The organism is Vibrio sp. TRT 1302, from assembly GCF_050113875.1.
Lineage (GTDB): Bacteria > Pseudomonadota > Gammaproteobacteria > Enterobacterales > Vibrionaceae > Vibrio.
Genome location: NZ_JBNJOF010000009.1, coordinates 24960 through 43318 on the forward strand (window position 1 = coordinate 24960; position 18359 = coordinate 43318).

The following is an 18359-nucleotide window of genomic DNA, read 5'->3' on the forward strand; positions in this document are numbered from 1 at the left end:
GCGATGAAACAAGATAACGCATTAAAACAAGTCGCTGAAATGGCGAGAATTGCCGACAGCTACGTAAGCGCGTGGGGAGATGAAGCAAAAGTTGCAGACGAAACTATTCGTCGACTACTCGCGTCTTTAGGCTATGACACAACCAATGATGAAACTCTTCTAAAATCAGCGGAGAAAAAGCACAAGCAAGAGGTGCTCGCTTCTGTTCAGGTGGTCCGTGATGGAGAGCCAATTGAAGTGGTGCTCAATCTTGGTGCGAGTGCTCGCGAAAGTGAGTTCAGCTGGCGTCTGGATACAGAGCAAGGAGAGGTACTTGAAGGCTATCTTCAATCGCAAATCGTTCGTGATGAGCGTAAAGAGGGTGGCCCTTTAGTGTTTGCATTACCAAGTGATATTGCTTGGGGTTATCACAAACTGACGATTTCTCGTAAACGTCGTAAAGCGCCTTATGAGATGACGCTAATTGTGACGCCAAAGGCATGTTACAAGCAGGATGCTATCGTCGATGGTAAGAAGATGTGGGGCCCAAGTGTCCAGCTTTATACGCTACGTACTCAGCATAACTGGGGTATTGGTGACTTTGGGGATCTGAAACAGTTAGTGGCGGATATCGCTTCCCGCGGTGGCGATTTTGTTGGTCTTAACCCTATTCATTCACTGTTCCCTGCGAACCCAGAAGGCGCGAGTCCATACAGCCCTTCATCACGTCGTTGGTTGAACATTCTTTACATTGATGTGAGCTCTGTACCTGAGTTTTCTCTCAGCATTGAAGCGCAACAAAAAGTGGGCAGTGCGGAGTTTCAGCAACGTCTACAAAAAGCGCGTGAATCTCACTGGGTGAATTACAGTGAAGTCGCGGATCTCAAAATGAGTGTGTTACCGCAGCTGTTTACAGAGTTTAAAAAGCGTCATCTGGATAAAAATAGCGAACGTGCACAGGCTTTCTTAGCGTTCGTCGAAGAAGGTGGCGAAAGCCTAATTCACCAAGCTGCGTTTGATGCTCTGCACGCTCAGTTGCATGCACAAGATGCGAACATTTGGGGCTGGCCAGTATTCCCTGAAGAGTTGCGTAAGTTTGAAAACCGCGCGGTTCAGGATTTTATCGAGCAGAACCAAGATCAAGTACATCTTTACATGTATCTGCAATGGGTGGCTGACATCCAAATCAAAGAGGCGCAGGCTCTAGCGGAAGAGAAAGGCATGTCTGTTGGCTTGTACCGTGACCTTGCCGTCGGTGTTGCGGATTCTGGTTCAGAAACATGGGCAGATGAAGGCAACCTAGTCATGGATGCGAGCATTGGTGCTCCACCAGATATTCTTGGTCCTTTGGGTCAGAACTGGGGTCTACCACCGCTTAACCCACAAGTGCTTCAAGCCACGGGTTACGATGCGTACATCAAACTACTGCGTGCGAACATGAAGCATTGTGGTGCATTGCGTATTGACCATGTACTGGGTTTACTGCGTTTGTGGTGGATCCCGAAAGGTGAAAACGCGACTCAAGGTGCGTACATTTACTACCCTGTGGAAGACATGCTAGCGATCTTGGCTCTAGAGTCTCATCGCCACCAATGTAGCGTGATTGGTGAAGATTTAGGGACTGTGCCGGATGAGATTGTCGATATTCTGCGTGACGCAGGTGTTCACTCATACAAGGTGTTCTTCTTCGAAACATCAGAAGATGACGGTGGTTTTATCTCTCCAGCACACTACGCTGAACAGTCTATGTCTGCTCTGTGTACTCACGATATGCCGACTCTACGTGGTTTCTGGCACTGTGATGACCTGAAGATGGGGCAAGAGTTAGGCCTTTACCCAGATGCCAAGCAACTAGAAGGTCTGTTTGCGAATCGTCTAGAGTGTAAGCAAGGCATCCTAGATTCCGTTGCATGGCACGGTTACTTGCCTGAAGGTGTTGGTCGCGATGCTCAGTACGTACCTATGGATTCCTACCTAGCGGAAGCACTGCAACTGCACGTTGCCGCTGGATCTTCAACTCTGTTGAGTATTCAGTTGGAAGATTGGCTGGAAATGGATAAGCCAGTTAACATTCCAGGCACGGTTGATGAGTACCCGAACTGGCGTCGTAAACTGTCGATGAACCTTGATGAAGTTTTTGCTCATGAAGGGGTAAATCGTATTGCTCATAAGCTCACCGAAGTTCGCGCTAAAGTGAGTAAATAAAACGGAGTTACAAGGTGTACATGGAAAATTTTTCGGTCAGGTCACTCTATGTAAACGCCGAATTCGCTACACTGTTGTAACGCTAATTAAGCCCGCTACCTAGCGGGCTTTTTGGGTCATAGAACCCCTTTATATTTCAGCCAAACTCATTTGAATAAAGAAAGTTAGGTTAGGGAGAGAATAACTTGAAAACGACAACGTTAGATAAGGCGACAAAGATATATAACCAACTTTCACATGCAACATTTTCTGACCCTTTTTCTTTCATCGGCCCATTTCTCAGTGGCGAACAAGAGGCATTGCGTGTTTGGATGCCGGGTGCGGACAAAGTTGAGTTAGTTATTGATGATCAACGTATCGAACTTGAACGTGAGGACGCTTCTGGCTTTATCCTCAAACAAAACAAAGATTTACGCTTTAGTCACTATCTGTTAGCCGTTGATTGGAATGGAACCGAACAACTGATCGACGACCCATATCAATACCACACGATTTACGCAGAGTATGACGATCTGCATACACCAAAAGAGATGTACAAGCACATGGGTGCTCAATTCATCACTTTGGAGCGAGATGGCAAACAGATCTCCGGTATTCGTTTCTTAGTTTATGCACCGCATGCGTCAGCGTGTAGCCTAGTGGGTGATTTCAACCAATGGGATGGTCGACGTACGCCAATGCAGCGTCTCGACTATGGTATTTGGGGGATCTTCATTCCAAACCTTGCTGAAGGTTCACAGTACAAGTTCGAATTAAAAGGTCCTAATGGTGAAGGCTTACCGCATAAAGCGGACCCTTGGGGAGCCTACTCTGAACAATACCCATCTTTTGCATCAGTTACTTACGACCACAGCCGCTACCAGTGGCAGGATCATGCGTGGCAAGAGCGTGAAGTTACAGAGAAACGTAAGCAGGCGCTCTCATTTTATGAGCTACACGCAGGTTCTTGGCGTCGCAATGCCGATGGTGATTTCCTTAACTACCGAGAACTGGCGGATCAGTTAATTCCTTATTTAGTCGATATGGGTTATACCCACGTTGAACTGATGCCGGTTTCTGAGCACCCGTTCTACGGCTCTTGGGGCTATCAGCCGGTTGGTCTGTTTGCGCCAACCAGCCGTTATGGTTCGCCAGACGACTTCAAATACTTTGTTGATCAATGCCATCAGGCGGGCCTTGGTGTGGTGCTTGATTGGGTGCCAGCGCACTTCCCATCGGATGACCATGGCTTGGCTAACTTCGATGGCACGCCACTGTTCCATGATCCTGATCCTCGTCGCGGTTGGCATCAAGATTGGAACTCGTACATCTACGATCTCGGCCGTGAACATGTTCGCCGCTTCCTCGTGTCTAACGCTCTTTACTGGTTTGAACAATTCCATATTGACGGTATTCGCGTTGATGCGGTTGCTTCAATGCTCTATCTCGATTACTCGCGCAGTCACGATCAATGGATTCCAAATGTCGATGGTGGCAACGAAAACTACGATGCTATCGCGACCCTTAAATGGATGAACGAAGAAGTTTACAAACACTTTCCGAATGCAATGACTATTGCTGAAGAGTCGACCGCTTTCCCTGGTGTTTCTGCGCCAACCTTTATGGGCGGATTGGGCTTTGGCTTTAAGTGGAATATGGGTTGGATGCATGACTCCTTGTCATACATTCAGGAGGATCCTGTTCATCGCAAATACCATCACGATACGATCACTTTCCCATTAGTTTACGCTCATAGTGAAAATTACGTTCTGTCTCTGTCACATGATGAAGTGGTTTACGGTAAAGGTTCTATTCACAACAAGATGCCAGGTGATGAGTGGCAGCAAACGGCTAACTTGCGCGCTTACCTTGGCTATATGTATGCACAACCGGGTAAGAAGCTCAACTTTATGGGGGCTGAGATTGGTCAGACGGCTGAATGGAACCATGATGATCAGCTACAGTGGTTCTTACTAGAATTTGAACGTCATCAAGGTGTGCAGAGCCTAACCAGAGATCTTAACAAGCTTTACGCAAGTGAAAGAGCGATGCACGAACTCGACTGCGAACCGCGCGGTTTTGAGTGGCGTCTACAAGATGCGGCAGAAGCTTCGATTCTGGCTCATGAGCGTTTGAGTGACAATGGTGAGAGAATTTTGGTGATCACTAACTTTACACCTGTTCCTCACGACAATTTCAGACTAGGCGTACCTCTGGCGGGCGAATATGAATTGCTGCTCAATACGGACAGCGCTAAATATCATGGCAGTGATTATTCAGTTGAACAAAAGGTAACGACCGAGGCGGTAGAAAGTGAAGGATTGGCACAATCTATTTCACTGCGTCTGCCTCCGCTGGCGACGGTATTCTATAAGTTTAAATAGCTAAATAGTAAGTAACACAAGGGTCAGCTTCCATCGCTGGCCCTTTTTTATTGGCTCAGATCCGGCTTAGAATCGTCTTGATAGTTGGGTAATTGTTGTTTGAGCCCTTCAAAGGTACTGCGAGCGCTCTCTTTAGCCAATTTATTGATTAACCAGTTAGGTAGAGCGCCGCCAGGATTAGCAAATGCGGTGTACTCTATTAACGTCATTCCGTTGGTTAGCTTTTGGAGCGTCCATGTCGCTTGTACCTCTGAAATGCGGACGTAGCCCTCTTGCTCCGCGAGGACTGACTGTGGAGCATCTTCTATCTTGAGGGTGAAGCCAATCTCATCAAGCGCATATTTCGAATAGGTTACCATATCGCGATCCTTAGCTGGCCAAGGCGCGGAGAACTGGGTGTAGACGATGTTTTCGTTAGGAGAAATTTGGCGTAAGACGCGGCTATGGCTAACATTATCGATCCAGTTTGGTACATTTTCAGTATCTTCTAGCAAAGCAAGAAAAGCTGCATAACTGGTTGGCGCAAACATACGTGCGCGAATCTCTACTAATCCATCACTGTGATGGCGAGAAAAGATTGAGATACCATCGGCGTCCCCCTCAAACTGCCAATGGGTAGAGGCGTAGCTATAGCTGGCGCTTGATACCATCAATAGGATTAAAATGATGCTTTTCCTTAAGCTTGTCATAACCTTACTCAACGATTCGTTTCTGATTTAATTCAAGCATACTTACAGTACAGAGCAAAGTCTCCCTATTAGGAAAGGAGACAATGGGCATCCAAGGGTCGAACGGTTAGTGCTGCACGCGACCTCGCAGGGATTTAGTCTGCGACTTGATTCCCTTACTTTTGAGCCTGCGCTCTTTAGATGCTTTGGTTGGCTTGGTTTCGCGGCGTTTTTTCTGCACCACCATCGCCGAACGGATAAGCTCTGCTAAGCGATTGAGCGCATCTTCCTTGTTCTGCTCTTGGGTTCGAAATTGCTGCGCCTTGAGGGTGATAACCCCTTCTTTAGATAGACGGGAATCCTTGAGCGCAAGAATACGTTGCTTGTAGATGTCCGGTAAGGTCGAGTGTTTGACGTCAAACTGAAGATGAATCGCAGAGGACACTTTATTCACGTTCTGACCGCCTGAACCTTGCGCTCGTATAGCGGTCAGTTGGATTTCCCAGGATTGAAGGGTAACGGTATTAGAAATCTTCAGCATTAGCGGCTTACTACGAAAATAGACACCGACCTATTGTAGCCTTACTGAAACTCTTCGCCATGGTTTTCGAGTTTCTTATGGCCACACTCCTGACAGACTACATAGCGATCAATCAATTCTAGAGAAGCAAGCGCACCACCGACGGCAGCACCACTAACAAATCCAGAAAGAAAGGCCTTAAATTGTTCCTTTTTGCTTTTACCGTACTTAGACGGTTTCTGCTTAATCAGTTCTTTGTGCTCGGTCTCTTTGGCACATTTTTCACACCATTGTAAGGGCATACATCACCTCTGGGCTTGGTTGGGTCAGTGAAAAGGTCACTTAACGTTTTTCTAAATAGGGCATGGTTTCTAGCAATAACTGGTTATATCGCCCGCTGATTTTCATATCACGTAAAGCCTGTTCTAGTTTAGGAATTAGGTCAGCGTGGCGTTTATGGACATAGGGATAGGAGAGGTTGCTGCCTACTTGGCCAACCACTCGAACGCCAGCTTGATAATAGTCGCTGTTGTTTTGCAGTGTTTTAAGACCGATGACTTCAAGAACGATAAATAGATCTGAACGTTGTTTAGTCAACTTCATAAAGCCTTGTTCACTGTCGTCTACAACTTGCAAATTATCAGCGTCAACCAATGCTTTAAGGTGATTGTGACTCCAAGCTGAGCCACGCAAATAGTCGATACGTAGGTCACTCTTTTTAAGGCTATTCAAATCGACAACGTTCAGGGTTGGATCAATGCCAAATGCCAAGGTGCGATTTTCGAAGATCGGTTCATTGACGCGGATCTGATTGGGACTTTGACTTGCGTAGCCTAAGACTCTTTGCGGCTCACCATCGACTTTTCCATGATCGGCCATTTGTGTGGCGCGGGTGCTGGGATAAACCTGGTAACGGAACTCTAACCCCAATGTAGCGAAGGCTTCTTGATAGACTTTTTGGTAGAAGGCGTACTGTGGATTGTTAGCCGGATCGTGATTGAACGCCATAGTAAAAGTGTTGCTGGCAATTGTTGGACAGACGAAAAAAACACCAAGTAATAAGCTCAGGTAGATAGAGAGTCTTTTTTGCACCACTCCGTGTAACATCTCGACTGTCATTCCCCCATAATGTGCGCGTTAGAGTTGGTCTACGCCGTTATTCAAGCATAGGCTAGGTACACTGCTTGTTGAATAATCGCCCAACGAGCGACAGTTTAATGTGAGCTGATTCATATGTCATCACTGATTGCTGTAAGATTATGATTGCAATACTGAATAATAGAGTTCTAAAGGACCATTGAGCATCTCAATATTTAGTTCGCTGTCTGGTTGGCAGTTGAGTGCTAAAGCAAAGCCATGCAGATAATCAGCCAGTAGGTGTATGGCGTTGGTGCTTTTCGCGTTATCAATTTTAAGCGGCGCAAGGATCGCATTGAAACGTTCGACAAATACCATCGCTGGGCTATTTGACTTCATCTTCAACAGGGTTTCTAACAATCCTGAATGGCGATGCAGCAGTGATACATAACTTTGGCATAGTGCTGTGAGTTCATCACGCCAAGGGTCCGCTAGGTTAGGCTGATAAATCTCTTCGATCAGTGACACTGCAATCGCTTCTTGTAACGAATCTTTATTGGCGAAATAGTAATAAATTGCCATCGCATCTACGCCTAACTGGCCTGCTAACTTCCTAATGCTCGGCATTTTTCCATCTTCAGACATCAGCAGTTTGGCCTGATCAAGGATGGTTTGTTCACTCAGTTGTCTTTTGTCGCTTTGTGGTCGTCCTCGACGTTTTTCCTTGACAGACATCTTAGATCCTCATTATGCTAATTTTTATTCTACAGTGTAGAATAAATGATATCTCAACTGAGTTGAGATGCAACTGTTTAACCGTTTGGAGTGCAAACCATGGCAAATATTGTATTTATCGCCACGAGTATTGATGGCTATATCGCGGATAAAGAGGGTGGGCTGGATTGGCTGCATAGTGTGCCTAACCCGGATAACATCGATATGGGTTTTGCGCCTCTAATGGATCGAGTCGACGCGCTCGTGATGGGCAGAAATACACTCGAAACAGTGCTCAGTTTTGATGTTGACTGGCCGTATTCAAAGCCCGTTTTTGTTCTCAGCAATACTATGAAAGAGGTACCAAACGGCTATCAGGATAAGGTTTTTCTGGTTCAGGGGGATCTGACCGAGGTTGTCGCTGATCTGAACAGCAAAGGTTATCAAGACCTCTACATTGATGGTGGCGTCACTATCCAAAACTTCCTCAAGCAAGAACTGGTTGATGAGCTAACGATTACTACAATTCCTGTACTCCTTGGCGGCGGCATTAAGTTATTTGGTGAGCTTGAGAAGATGCAGAGTTATCAATTGATCGAGAGTAAGGTGTATCTTGAGACGATTGTCCAGAATCACTTTAAGCGCATGGGTTAACATCTACAGCTTAAGTAAGCATTAAACCTTCATTTCTTAACAATGGAACATCACCAAACTCTGACTAAAGCACAGAGCTTGGTGATTGGCAGTTATTGACGTTTAGATTAGAACGTCTGCTTGATGGCGGCGTCTGCACACTCAACATCCAAATGTCCACCAGGTGCACCGCCAACTCCGATAGCACCGATCAGTTTGCCGTTTAGTTCAACTGGAACACCACCAGCTAGGAACAGCAGGTTGTCATCCATGTATTGTAGAGGCTGTAGGATCGGCTTATCTGCGATGGTTTTCATTAGATTGCCTGACGGCTGCTTCATGCTAGCAACGGTAAAGGCTTTTTTGCGTGAACTATCGAGAGTATGGATACCTGCACCATCTGCACGTAACTGGGCCATGACATTGCCCGATAGGTCGACGACGGTAGCGGAAACTTTGTACCCTTTAGCCTCACAGAGATTGACCGCTTGGCTTGCTAGACTAAAAGCAGACTTTGATGAAATCTGTTCGACCGATACAGTATGAGTGGTATTTGCCGCCATAGCGTTGAAAGGGATAGAAAGAAAACCAAAAGACGCAGCTAGAAGACCAAGTTTGATGTTTTTCATGTTTACTCCTGTTAGACATGTTTGTTTTCAGTAGGGCTATCCTAACCAATGGTCAATTACGGCAAGCTTTCCCAAACATTACCATTCTGTAATCTTGGTTAAACTCCTACAAAGTTGTTGGTAGAGTAGGGTGATTAGAATGAATTGGCACAACGACGAAACGAGTAGCGATGAAAATACTTTTGGTTGAAGACGATGCACATATTGCTCGTTTCCTGATGAATGGATTTCAACAACAGGCATGCACCATTACTCACGCAGGTAATGGTGTTGATGGATTGCATGAAGCGGTTACGCAAGCGTATGACGTCATAGTGCTCGATATCATGTTGCCTGAGAAAGATGGTTTTGAGGTGTTGGCTCAGTTGCGTGGTGAGGGTCATACCACCCCTGTAATTATTCTCAGCGCCAAACACTCCGTGGAAGAGCGAGTATTGGGATTGCAGTCGGGGGCCGACGATTATCTGGTGAAGCCATTCGCCTTTCCTGAACTGTTTGCCCGTTGCCAATCATTAGCTCGTCGTGGCAAGCAGAACCAAGCTCAAAGCCACACTCTGACTTACAGTGAACTGTCGCTGGATTTATTCAAACACTCCTTGCAGCGTGCGGGAAAAACGCTGCACCTCAATCAGCGTGAATTTATGTTGATTAAGCTGATGATGGAACAGCCTGAAAGTGTGATTACCAAAACCGCTATTTTGGAATACGTTTGGGGTCACCAATTTGATCCTCAAACCAACGTGGTGGATGTTCTGGTGTGCCGATTGCGTGGCAAAGTGGACAAAGGCTTTGATACCCCGTTGATTCACACACTCAGAGGGGTCGGCTATGTCCTCAAGTCTTAATATCAAACAAGCGCTCAACAAGGCACAGAACACTTTGCTGATGCGTTTTATTGCTGTTTTGATGCTGGTGTTATTGTTGGTTGAGGGGGTAGTCGGTGCGATGTTTTTTTACGATCTGTATCGAACTGAAAAAAAGATCCTTAGCTCGATGGCGACGGAATACCAGCGCATTTTGACCTTCGATTCCGCGGACCGCTTGGTTCATGTCATGAGTGCCAATCCTCACCGCTTGATAGAAAACAATATCCGAGCCTATTCAGTTGCGGGGGATAGTAGCGCGCAACCGCTGTATATTGCTGGCGATGAGAGCTTTAAATTCGAGGGTGAGCTTGAGCGGTTCACCATAGACACCAAGTTCTGGTTGACGGCATTTATCTTCAATCCGTATATGTCACTCAAGATAGAAGGGCAGGGGCAAGATTTCTGGCTGGTACTTGATAACCAAGCTCGTTATTCGATCGCTTTTAAACAGTGGCTGATGACCTTGTTTGCTCTAGCTCTGCTGGTGGCAGCAACGGCTTGGTTTACGCGTCGGATCATCGTCAGTGCGATGTCTCCGTTAGTCACGCTAGGTGACCTGTTAGACAAACTCAAGCAAGGCAAGTTGGAGTGGGTAGAGCAATCCCACTCTGCACCGCAAGGCTTGAGTGTCGTCAGTGAGAGCGTCCATCAGGCGGTGGCGCGGCTACATCATGTCACGACGACGCTTAACACAACGGTTGACGCCATCGCTCATGATATTCGTACACCTTTGTCACGCATCACTTTGGCCTCTCAATCTGCGCTAATCGATCAAAAAAATTCGCAGCAGATGCACAGCGCACTGGCTGATTGTGCTGAGTATGCGATGCAGGCCAGCAATATGCTCACGGCACTGATGAAACTTAACGATGAGCTGACAGGGAAGCGCGAGCAGCAAAGTACCTCAACCGATGTTCGTCAGGTAATCGAAACGGTGGTGAGTTGGTATGAAGATGTTGCCGACGAGAAGGGCATTGCACTAAAGATTGAAGTGAGCGCTTCGCTGTTGATCCAATCCGATCCAGACAAGCTTACTCAAGTTTTGGTCAACTTGATCGACAACGCCATCAAATACACCGAATCGGGTGGTTACGTCACGATCAAAGCGGCTCAACATGCTGAACATCAGGTTGAGATCAAAGTGATGGATAACGGTATTGGCATCGACCAACAGTACCAACAATTGGTCTTTGAGCGCTTGTATCGCGTCGATACTAGTCGTAGCAACATAGAGGGATATGGGCTGGGATTGTCGCTAGCGGCAGCGATGGTAGACAACTTATGTGGCAATATTTCTTTGGATTCCGAACTGGGTAAGGGGACCACGTTTACAGTCACCCTGCCTGTTGGCTCATGAGTGAGAAAATGACCATTATAGCCTTTGCCAAGGTGGCGGAGAGTGGTAACTGCGCTAGCTTTAGAAGGGAACTTATAACGGTTAGGTGAGAGTATGCAAATGAATCCGGTTGGTTGGTTTGAAATCTATGTGAATGATATGCCGCGAGCAAAAGCTTTTTATGAAGCAGTCCTTGAAACCTCATTGGAGCATCTCGAAGATGTCGCCAATATGGGGGTCGAGATGTGGCTGTTTCCCTCTGATATGGAGCAGTATGGAGCATCTGGTGCATTGGCGAAAATGGAAGGCGTCGCCGCGGGTGGCAACAGTACTATGGTCTATTTCTCATGTCAGGATTGTGCGGTCGAGGAATCTCGTGTTGAACAAGCGGGTGGCAAGGTAATGAATAGCAAATTTTCCATCGGCCCTCATGGATACATTGCCATAGTGGCTGACACGGAAGGCAATATGATTGGTCTCCACTCAATGAGCTAAAAAAACGCCCCCGATGTGAGTCGGGGGCGTTATTTTTAGTTGATAGTCGCCGCGGTTTGATGACCCATGGCAATGAGTTTATCGAGGATCTTTTCACCATCGGCACGCAGTCCGTTGTGCTCGTACTCGTTGGTAATCCACGCTTGTGAATTTGGAATCTCTGCCAAGGTTTCACGGCTAATGTCCATTTCGACGAACATGTCATCAGCGTATACCGCGCAGCTCACAGGTACTTTGTTATTGGCAAGCACATCCGCATGGTACAAGGGTGCCCAATCCTGTTTTGCTGCCAGTTGTTCTGCCGCTTGTTTGAGTGGTTTCAGGCAGTGGTATTGGTCGAACATCCACGGAAACACCATCTCGCCGGTAAAGTAGAATGGCTTTTCTTTCGTGTAGTTAAATTCATCTCGTGTCTGACGAATACGATGAGCACTCCAGTTTGAAGCAAAGCCCTGGCAGTAGATCGACTCATGCAAGATGGCGTAGATAGGATTGGTCTGGAAACCTTGTTCCATCAACATATTATTTAGGAACTCGTAACGAAGTTGTGGTTTGCCATCCACCTCGATTAAGGCATTCTCGAGCGCGTAGTAGGTTGGCAGGAAAGTATCACTCATGCCGAAGTTGATACCAATCTGCTGGAATTGCTCAACCGTGAAACGCTGCCCGTTTGGCAGAAATTCATCGTTCTCAAGCAGATGGTCTGCAATCTGCTTACACAGTTGCTGCGCTTGCGGAAACTGTTTGAAGAAAGCTTGGTTCTTTTCCATCGTACGCTTGAATGTAGCTTGATACACCTCATCAGGATGGCGGTGAATAGATGGCACACCTCCAGTGATGTAGCTACGAGAAAGGCTTTCAGGGAACAGTGACAGGTAAGTCAGTGAACAAAAACCACCAAAGCTCTGACCGAGAATTGCCCACTGGTTAATACCAAACTGTTGACGAATAAATTCCGCGTCACGAACGATATTGTCTGCACGGAAATGACTTAGGTACTCAGCTTGCTGCTCTGCCGAGAACGGAGCCAAAGTTTGATGGGTGATCACAGAACTATTGCCGGTACCGCGTTGATCGAGGAGTAACACTCGGTACTCTTGCAGAGCACGTTTGACCCAGCCGTTGTGACCATTCTGACGAGGAGAAGGGAACCCTGGTCCTCCTTGAAAGTAAACCAGCCAAGGTTTAGTGCTTTCGCCATCGGTCACAAGTGATAGTTCACGAGCAAAGATTTCAATTGTCCCTTGTGCCTTGTCTGCGTAGTTTAAGGGTACTTGGAAATAGTGCGGAGTGTATTTAACACCGGCATCAATAAATGGGTGAGCTTTCATAATTATTATCAGGACTTCCGTGACTTAGATATGGCGTATCTTATCCTGATGCGGAACAGATACCAATCGCTGTTTGATGGAGTGAGGCATGTGCAAGTTCGAATAAAAATCAGAGTGACCGAGCTCAAGTTTCTGCTTATGCTAACGCCTGAGTCAGTGACTTATTCGACTCAAAACTCATAGCCAATTAAAAGAACCAATAAATATGAATTACTTTGAATCACCATTTGCGGGTAAACCGCTCACACAGCAAGTGACTAACCCAAATATCATAGTGGGACGCCACAGCTATTACTCCGGTTACTATCATGGTCACAGCTTTGATGACTGCGCCCGTTACCTCAACCCAGATCGCAATGACGTCGACAAGCTCATCATTGGTAACTTCTGTTCTATTGGTTCAGGTGCGGTATTTATGATGGCGGGAAATCAGGGGCATCGCACGGACTGGATATCGACCTTTCCCTTTTTCTATCAGAATAATGAGCACTTTTCTGCGGCACAGGACGGTTTTGAGCGAGCGGGCGATACTGTTGTTGGTAACGATGTATGGATTGGCTCCGAGGCAATGATCATGGCTGGCGTCAAAATTGGCGATGGTGCCATCATAGCCAGTCGTGCCGTCGTAACTAAAGATGTTGCGCCTTATGAAGTGGTTGGATCGAATCCTGCCAAACATATCAAGTTTCGCTTTGATGAGGATGAGATAAACAAGCTGGAAGAGATGCAGTGGTGGAATTGGAGTGATGAACAACTCTCCGGTGCAATGTCGTGGTTATGCTCTGCCGATATACATGGCTTGTATCTCTACTGGCAACAACAGATACGCTCGGTTTAGCTACCGTTGAGGTCCCATGATTTTCCTCATCCATTCATTAGATGGATTTAGGTATTGTGTTCAGTGTCAGCTAGTCGCCACTGTTGTCTAGCTGCACTCATTCAAATTTTTCAAACAAGCTGTTCGTTTTTGCCCTCTGTATGAAAGGCATATCGCTCTCTAAACTACACCTATCAAGTTATCGGGAGGCGATCATGGCGAATCGAGTAATCAAGCAAATCATCCGCACTCATGCGACATCTGATGGTGATGGTGTGAAAATCCAACGTGTCGCTGGGTTTAACAATACACAATTTTCACCATTTTTGATGGTCGATGAGTTGAAATCGGATCAACGTAAAGACTATGTCGGTGGATTTCCTCCACATCCACACCGTGGCATTGAAACCCTAACCTATATGCTCAAAGGCCACTTTCAGCATCGTGATCATATGGGAAATGTTGGTGAACTTCGCAGTGGTGGTGCGCAATGGATGGCGGCGGGTCGTGGTGTTATCCATAGCGAGATGCCAATTATGGAAGAGGGCGATTTGCACGGTTTTCAAATTTGGATTAACCAGCCTGCCCGCGACAAAATGAAACCCGCGCAATATTTTGACTTCCAACCAGAAACCATCACTGAGCATAGCGGTGATGAGCTTGGATTGCTGAGGGTATTAGCTGGAACTATAGCTGCCAATGGCGAGACGTTAACGGGTCCGCTAGACAGAACAGGGGTCGAACTGAGTGTTTCTGATTGGCGTTCTGAGCAAGGACAGCAACTTTCAATTGAGGTGCCAGAACACTTTAACATGATGGTTCTTAGCTATCAGGGCTCTGTCGCTATTGATGGTCAGGTAGTCAATCAAGGCGAACTGGCTCTGTTGAGCAAGGGGGACAAGGTGTCTCTGACCAACCGCGCATCGGGTGGGGTACTGCTCTTTTCTGGTCAACCGATCGATGAGCCTGTTGTTCATTATGGGCCTTTCGTCATGAACAGCATGGCTGAAATTGAACAAACCATTCGTGACTACAACGCTGGTGTGTTTGAAACATATTAACTGAACCTTTGTGACCGCCATTCGGTCACTGAGTAGCAAAACGAACTATCCACTGCCAGTTCTTTTTGTCTTGCCACACCTTTGGGTGTGGCTTTTTTATTCGTTTTTTCCGATCAGACTGTAAGGATCATGCTATTTCGCAAAGCAAGGTTTGATATGCGCTCATTTACCAACGAAAGTGATACCGGTAATTCCGTTTTTTGGCCTATTTCTTATAGGCGAGCCTCATGGACGAAAACGCAAGGAAAGGAAAATGAGTTTTGGAAATGTGTTTATCAGGCTATGTAGCTTGATTGCTATCCTGAGTCAGTGTGTCGCTAATGCAGATGTAAAGATTCCTGATGCTCTAAAGTTAGAATCTGTAGAGACAAGGGAAGTATACAATGACTACATGATTAGGTTTAGAGAATGTAATGATAAAAGTCTGCGTAAGAACAATCCCTACCCAATTAGCGACTGGCTGATATCTCTGACTAAAGAAAAACAAATGAGTGTCCTGATCTACCTTCACAAGCTAACGAGCTATAACTGTGTTTTAGAACAACAGAGATTATTAATAGAAACGTTTAGGCAAAATAACGAGCTCCATGCTTTGAACGTAATGGAACAACAAGGTTGGTTTGAAATCCCTAGCTATGGGCAGTCTGTATTGAGCCCCCAAAGTATTTCGGAAAACATCGCTTTGACAGAAGAAGATAGAATTGCGTTGAACTTATTGATTGAAAGAAATTACCTACCTTTCGATGGTATTGCCGCGGGCGAGCTACTGCTTAAACTAAGGGAATAGAAAAACGAATAATCCATCTCACAACCTGATTTACTTTAATTAAACATATTTTCATAGAGTTAAATTGAGGCTTGTATTATTACTTGTTAAAACATAAGAAATTCATAGTTCAGTTGCACAAACTACTCATTTTGCTGCTACCGTTATATTTATAAAGTAAATCCAATTAGCCTATAACCATTTGGTTTTAATGGTTTTGCTGACGGGATAATAATAAATTTAATTGGTTAGGGAATATCAGTATGTTAAGTAGGAAACTAAAAAATGTATCTATTGCTGTTAGAGCTTGGTCGATACTTGGTTTATTTGCGATAGGTCTATTCGCTAATACTTTTATTAATATAGACACATCTCGTGATCATATGCGCGAAAACTATGAGCGAGGAGTCGAAACCTTAGTTCAAAGTGCTGTCAGCGTTATCAAACATTACCAACAACAAAGCGAGACTGGCGCATTGAGCACAGAGGAGGCTCAGGCTCGTGCTTTGGAAACCATTTCTGCGATGCGATTTGATGGTGGAAACTACATCTTCGTCGGAGACCGTGATGGTTATCAATTGGCTACCGGAGTTTTGTCTCTTCTCGGTAAGAACATTATGGATCTTCAAGATAGTACCGGAGCCTACTTCGTCAAAGAGATGTATCAAACCGCTCAAAATGGTGGAGGTTTTGTCGACTATCGTTGGAAAAATCCAGATAGCGAGACTCTTGCGCCAAAAACAAGTTATGCGGTGATGGTTGAACCATGGGGGTGGATGGTTGGATCTGGGGTTAATATGGTCGCCTTGCAAGCGGTGACTTATCGAGCCGAGGTAACTTCAATCAGTTACGCGGTCAGTATTTTAGTCGTGTTATCACTTGTGGTTGGCTATTTCATTAAAACCATTACTTCACCTTTAAAGCGCACTTTACGAGCAATGAAAACCCTCTCTCAGGGGGAAGGGAATCTAACACAACGCCTACCCGAAGAAGGCAGCAAAGAACTGATTCATTTGGCACGTTATTTCAACCAGTTCGTTGCCTCGATTCAATCGATTATGCTCAATATTAGTGATGCCGGAACACAAGTATCGAAATCAGCGACTCAATTGGCTGATTCGGTACACCATATTGATGACAGCTTGATTCAACAGCAAAATGATGTAGATATGTTGGCGACAGCAATGACAGAAATGCTCGCTACTGTTGAAGAAGTGGCAGGAAGAACGGTCGAAGCGAACGAAGCCAGTCGATTTGCCGCCAAAGAAACACAAAACAGTCATACCATCATTAAAAACAATGTCACCGAGGCGAATGAGCTTGCGGAACAAATCGCCTCGGCCGCCCAAGTTGTACAGAAACTAGCAACCGACGCGCGTAATGTTGATACCGTTCTTGAAGTGATTCGTGGTGTCGCTGAGCAGACCAATCTGCTGGCACTCAATGCGGCGATTGAGGCAGCGCGTGCTGGTGAGCAAGGTCGTGGTTTTGCCGTTGTTGCAGATGAGGTCAGAACTCTGTCGCAGCGTACTCAAGAGTCCACTCTGGAGATTCAAAATATTATAGAGAAGCTACAAGCGGGCGCTGAAAATGTAGTAGTGATAATGAATCAGGGTACAGACAAAGCGAATAAGGCTTCGGCGTTATCCACTCAAGCCGGACAAACGCTCGACAAGATTAACCAAGAGGTCCATACCATTGAAGAGATGGCGCAACATATAGCGACCGCCGCAGAGCAACAAACGGCAACGGTCAATGATATTAACCGAAATGTGGTCAGTTTAAGTGACATGGCGGTTTCGGTGTCGAGCGAGTCTGCGCAAATGGCGAGTTCAGGTAAAGAGCTCAGACATGTTTCTGAAAATCTCATGAATATGATCAACCGCTTTAAGCTGGCGTAGCATTAAATAAGTTAAGGCGTTTGACTGAATTTTTTATGGTAGAAAGTCAGTCAATCGCCTTTCGATACACTTCGTCCTTGAACCATTTTTTATTGAGTTTCGAAGTTAGAGCATTTTTCTCCATCCAAGGCTAGAAACAGAGTCTGGCCTCATATTGATATCCGTTTTATCGCAATTATTCTGACAATTATGCTGAATTGAAATACACAGGGCTTAACATCTTGCTTGAGCTGTCGCTCTAACTCATTGATTTTGTTTGATATAAAATTAAATGAAGAAATACATATCTATTATGTGCACATAGTGTATAGTGTCGTCAGCTCAAACGGTGAGCTATTAATAATATATTAAGTTCAAGATCTTCTCAGTTTTTCGATTAAATTCGTCATATCTATCCTGCGATACCTTTTTCTTCATTCCTTATTTAGTAGCTTTCTTTATAATTCATTCAATGTATCGAGATATATTATGTCAAATAAAACAACTGGCTCAGTTAAATGGTTTAACGAAACTAAAGGCTTTGGATTTATCGCTCCTGACAACGGTGGCGCTGATCTATTCGTTCATTTCAAATCAATTGTTAGCGAAGGCTTCAAAACACTAGCTGAAGGTCAAAAAGTATCTTTTGATGTTGAGCAAGGTAGCAAAGGTCCACAAGCTGGCAATGTTACTTTAGTGTAATTTCTTTCTAAAAGATCTCCCTCTTAGCGGAGATCTTTTTTCTTCAAATTTAATAAGGAGTCAGATGACTCGAAAAAATAATCGAAAAACATATTGGTATTATGTTCTTCGTGAACAGAGAACAATCAAAGGACAAAAGCCTAATTGTTCGTTATAAAATTTTGTCTTCATCATGGTGAGATTTCTTGGTCTTCTCCCATACATCAGTTAAACAGCGATGTACTAAAACGTCATATTCTTCCTAGATTAAATACTAGCGATTTTGACCTCAGTTTTTCATTTTGTGAACTTGAAAGTTCTGGTCAAATTAAAGATTC

General features: G+C 45.3%; 18 protein-coding genes. 11 read left to right on the forward strand and 7 right to left on the reverse strand.

Annotation, left to right across the window (positions count from 1 at the left end; genetic code table 11):
• The first annotated feature begins 3 nt into the window (after nt 1–3).
• Together malQ and glgB are read left to right on the forward strand one after the other, a co-directional pair.
• Entirely contained in the window at nt 4–2184 is a 2181-nt protein-coding gene (gene malQ / locus ACQEXP_RS12350) for a 4-alpha-glucanotransferase (protein WP_426970177.1), read from the forward strand.
• Nucleotides 2185–2369: 185 nt separating this feature from the next.
• The gene (gene glgB, locus ACQEXP_RS12355; RefSeq protein ID WP_426970179.1) at nt 2370–4547 is read left to right on the forward strand and encodes a 1,4-alpha-glucan branching protein GlgB; all 2178 of its coding nucleotides are present in this window, start codon (nt 2370–2372) and stop codon (nt 4545–4547) included.
• 47 nt (nt 4548–4594) lie between these two features.
• On the opposite strand, the gene ACQEXP_RS12360 is transcribed toward glgB, so the two are convergent.
• From ACQEXP_RS12360 to ACQEXP_RS12380, 5 genes are all read right to left on the reverse strand, one after another.
• Complete coding sequence (locus ACQEXP_RS12360) at nt 4595–5236, reverse strand: START domain-containing protein (protein WP_426970181.1); 642 nt, start codon at nt 5234–5236, stop codon at nt 4595–4597.
• 106 nt (nt 5237–5342) lie between these two features.
• A complete protein-coding gene (arfB, locus tag ACQEXP_RS12365) occupies nt 5343–5756 on the reverse strand; it encodes an alternative ribosome rescue aminoacyl-tRNA hydrolase ArfB (RefSeq protein WP_426970183.1) in 414 nt (137 codons plus the stop codon).
• 41 nt (nt 5757–5797) lie between these two features.
• Complete coding sequence (locus tag ACQEXP_RS12370) at nt 5798–6037, reverse strand: hypothetical protein (protein WP_269375861.1); 240 nt, start codon at nt 6035–6037, stop codon at nt 5798–5800.
• A gap of 40 nt (nt 6038–6077) precedes the next feature.
• On the reverse strand, nt 6078–6854 hold the full coding sequence (locus ACQEXP_RS12375) for a substrate-binding periplasmic protein (protein ID WP_426970184.1): 777 nt from the start codon (nt 6852–6854) through the stop codon (nt 6078–6080).
• Nucleotides 6855–6992: 138 nt separating this feature from the next.
• On the reverse strand, nt 6993–7547 hold the full coding sequence (locus ACQEXP_RS12380) for a TetR/AcrR family transcriptional regulator (RefSeq protein ID WP_426970186.1): 555 nt from the start codon (nt 7545–7547) through the stop codon (nt 6993–6995).
• A gap of 99 nt (nt 7548–7646) precedes the next feature.
• On the opposite strand from ACQEXP_RS12380, the gene ACQEXP_RS12385 reads away from it, so the two are divergent.
• Entirely contained in the window at nt 7647–8180 is a 534-nt protein-coding gene (locus tag ACQEXP_RS12385) for a dihydrofolate reductase family protein (RefSeq protein ID WP_426970188.1), read from the forward strand.
• 107 nt (nt 8181–8287) lie between these two features.
• Here the strand turns inward: ACQEXP_RS12385 and ACQEXP_RS12390 are convergent, their stop codons facing one another.
• On the reverse strand, nt 8288–8788 hold the full coding sequence (locus tag ACQEXP_RS12390) for a GlcG/HbpS family heme-binding protein (RefSeq protein ID WP_426970190.1): 501 nt from the start codon (nt 8786–8788) through the stop codon (nt 8288–8290).
• A 170-nt stretch (nt 8789–8958) separates the two neighbouring features.
• Here ACQEXP_RS12390 and ACQEXP_RS12395 point away from each other — a divergent pair, with 170 nt between their 5' ends.
• The 3 genes from ACQEXP_RS12395 (at nt 8959) to ACQEXP_RS12405 (ending at nt 11485) form a co-directional block, all read left to right on the forward strand.
• A complete protein-coding gene (locus tag ACQEXP_RS12395; RefSeq protein ID WP_426970192.1) occupies nt 8959–9633 on the forward strand; it encodes a response regulator in 675 nt (224 codons plus the stop codon).
• Nucleotides 9617–11011: a sensor histidine kinase gene (locus ACQEXP_RS12400; RefSeq protein WP_426970194.1), complete on the forward strand. Its 1395-nt coding sequence runs from the start codon at nt 9617–9619 to the stop codon at nt 11009–11011. The genes ACQEXP_RS12395 and ACQEXP_RS12400 overlap by 17 nt, the downstream gene beginning before the upstream one ends.
• A 93-nt stretch (nt 11012–11104) precedes the next feature.
• A complete protein-coding gene (locus ACQEXP_RS12405) occupies nt 11105–11485 on the forward strand; it encodes a VOC family protein (protein WP_138971258.1) in 381 nt (126 codons plus the stop codon).
• A gap of 35 nt (nt 11486–11520) precedes the next feature.
• Here the strand turns inward: ACQEXP_RS12405 and ACQEXP_RS12410 are convergent, their stop codons facing one another.
• Nucleotides 11521–12816 (reverse strand): alpha/beta fold hydrolase, encoded by a 1296-nt coding sequence (locus tag ACQEXP_RS12410; RefSeq protein WP_426970196.1) that lies wholly within the window; start codon nt 12814–12816, stop codon nt 11521–11523.
• A gap of 205 nt (nt 12817–13021) precedes the next feature.
• Between ACQEXP_RS12410 and catB the strand changes: the two genes are divergently transcribed.
• The 5 genes from catB (at nt 13022) to cspE (ending at nt 18042) form a co-directional block, all read left to right on the forward strand.
• Nucleotides 13022–13654, forward strand: a complete 633-nt coding sequence (gene catB, locus ACQEXP_RS12415) for a type B chloramphenicol O-acetyltransferase (protein WP_269375853.1) — start codon at nt 13022–13024, stop codon at nt 13652–13654.
• Between the two features lie 191 nt (nt 13655–13845).
• Nucleotides 13846–14694, forward strand: coding sequence for a pirin family protein (locus ACQEXP_RS12420; RefSeq protein WP_426970316.1), 849 nt, complete (start codon nt 13846–13848; stop codon nt 14692–14694).
• Nucleotides 14695–14947: 253 nt separating this feature from the next.
• Nucleotides 14948–15481 (forward strand): hypothetical protein, encoded by a 534-nt coding sequence (locus tag ACQEXP_RS12425; protein WP_426970198.1) that lies wholly within the window; start codon nt 14948–14950, stop codon nt 15479–15481.
• 242 nt (nt 15482–15723) lie between these two features.
• On the forward strand, nt 15724–17361 hold the full coding sequence (locus tag ACQEXP_RS12430) for a methyl-accepting chemotaxis protein (protein WP_426970200.1): 1638 nt from the start codon (nt 15724–15726) through the stop codon (nt 17359–17361).
• 468 nt (nt 17362–17829) lie between these two features.
• On the forward strand, nt 17830–18042 hold the full coding sequence (gene cspE / locus ACQEXP_RS12435) for a transcription antiterminator/RNA stability regulator CspE (RefSeq protein ID WP_138971670.1): 213 nt from the start codon (nt 17830–17832) through the stop codon (nt 18040–18042).
• Nucleotides 18043–18359 lie beyond the last annotated feature (317 nt).

Excerpts from the sequence above, each read along its gene's own strand:
- malQ (WP_426970177.1), top strand. The coding sequence starts at position 4 with ATGAAACAAGATAACGCATTAAAACAAGTCGCTGAAATGGCGAGAATT.
- ACQEXP_RS12360 (WP_426970181.1), bottom strand. The coding sequence starts at position 5,236 with ATGACAAGCTTAAGGAAAAGCATCATTTTAATCCTATTGATGGTATCA.
- arfB (WP_426970183.1), bottom strand. The coding sequence starts at position 5,756 with ATGCTGAAGATTTCTAATACCGTTACCCTTCAATCCTGGGAAATCCAA.
- ACQEXP_RS12370 (WP_269375861.1), bottom strand. The coding sequence starts at position 6,037 with ATGCCCTTACAATGGTGTGAAAAATGTGCCAAAGAGACCGAGCACAAA.
- ACQEXP_RS12375 (WP_426970184.1), bottom strand. The coding sequence starts at position 6,854 with ATGACAGTCGAGATGTTACACGGAGTGGTGCAAAAAAGACTCTCTATC.
- ACQEXP_RS12380 (WP_426970186.1), bottom strand. The coding sequence starts at position 7,547 with ATGTCTGTCAAGGAAAAACGTCGAGGACGACCACAAAGCGACAAAAGA.
- ACQEXP_RS12385 (WP_426970188.1), top strand. The coding sequence starts at position 7,647 with ATGGCAAATATTGTATTTATCGCCACGAGTATTGATGGCTATATCGCG.
- ACQEXP_RS12390 (WP_426970190.1), bottom strand. The coding sequence starts at position 8,788 with ATGAAAAACATCAAACTTGGTCTTCTAGCTGCGTCTTTTGGTTTTCTT.
- ACQEXP_RS12395 (WP_426970192.1), top strand. The coding sequence starts at position 8,959 with ATGAAAATACTTTTGGTTGAAGACGATGCACATATTGCTCGTTTCCTG.
- ACQEXP_RS12400 (WP_426970194.1), top strand. The coding sequence starts at position 9,617 with ATGTCCTCAAGTCTTAATATCAAACAAGCGCTCAACAAGGCACAGAAC.
- ACQEXP_RS12405 (WP_138971258.1), top strand. The coding sequence starts at position 11,105 with ATGCAAATGAATCCGGTTGGTTGGTTTGAAATCTATGTGAATGATATG.
- ACQEXP_RS12410 (WP_426970196.1), bottom strand. The coding sequence starts at position 12,816 with ATGAAAGCTCACCCATTTATTGATGCCGGTGTTAAATACACTCCGCAC.
- catB (WP_269375853.1), top strand. The coding sequence starts at position 13,022 with ATGAATTACTTTGAATCACCATTTGCGGGTAAACCGCTCACACAGCAA.
- ACQEXP_RS12425 (WP_426970198.1), top strand. The coding sequence starts at position 14,948 with ATGAGTTTTGGAAATGTGTTTATCAGGCTATGTAGCTTGATTGCTATC.
- ACQEXP_RS12430 (WP_426970200.1), top strand. The coding sequence starts at position 15,724 with ATGTTAAGTAGGAAACTAAAAAATGTATCTATTGCTGTTAGAGCTTGG.
- cspE (WP_138971670.1), top strand. The coding sequence starts at position 17,830 with ATGTCAAATAAAACAACTGGCTCAGTTAAATGGTTTAACGAAACTAAA.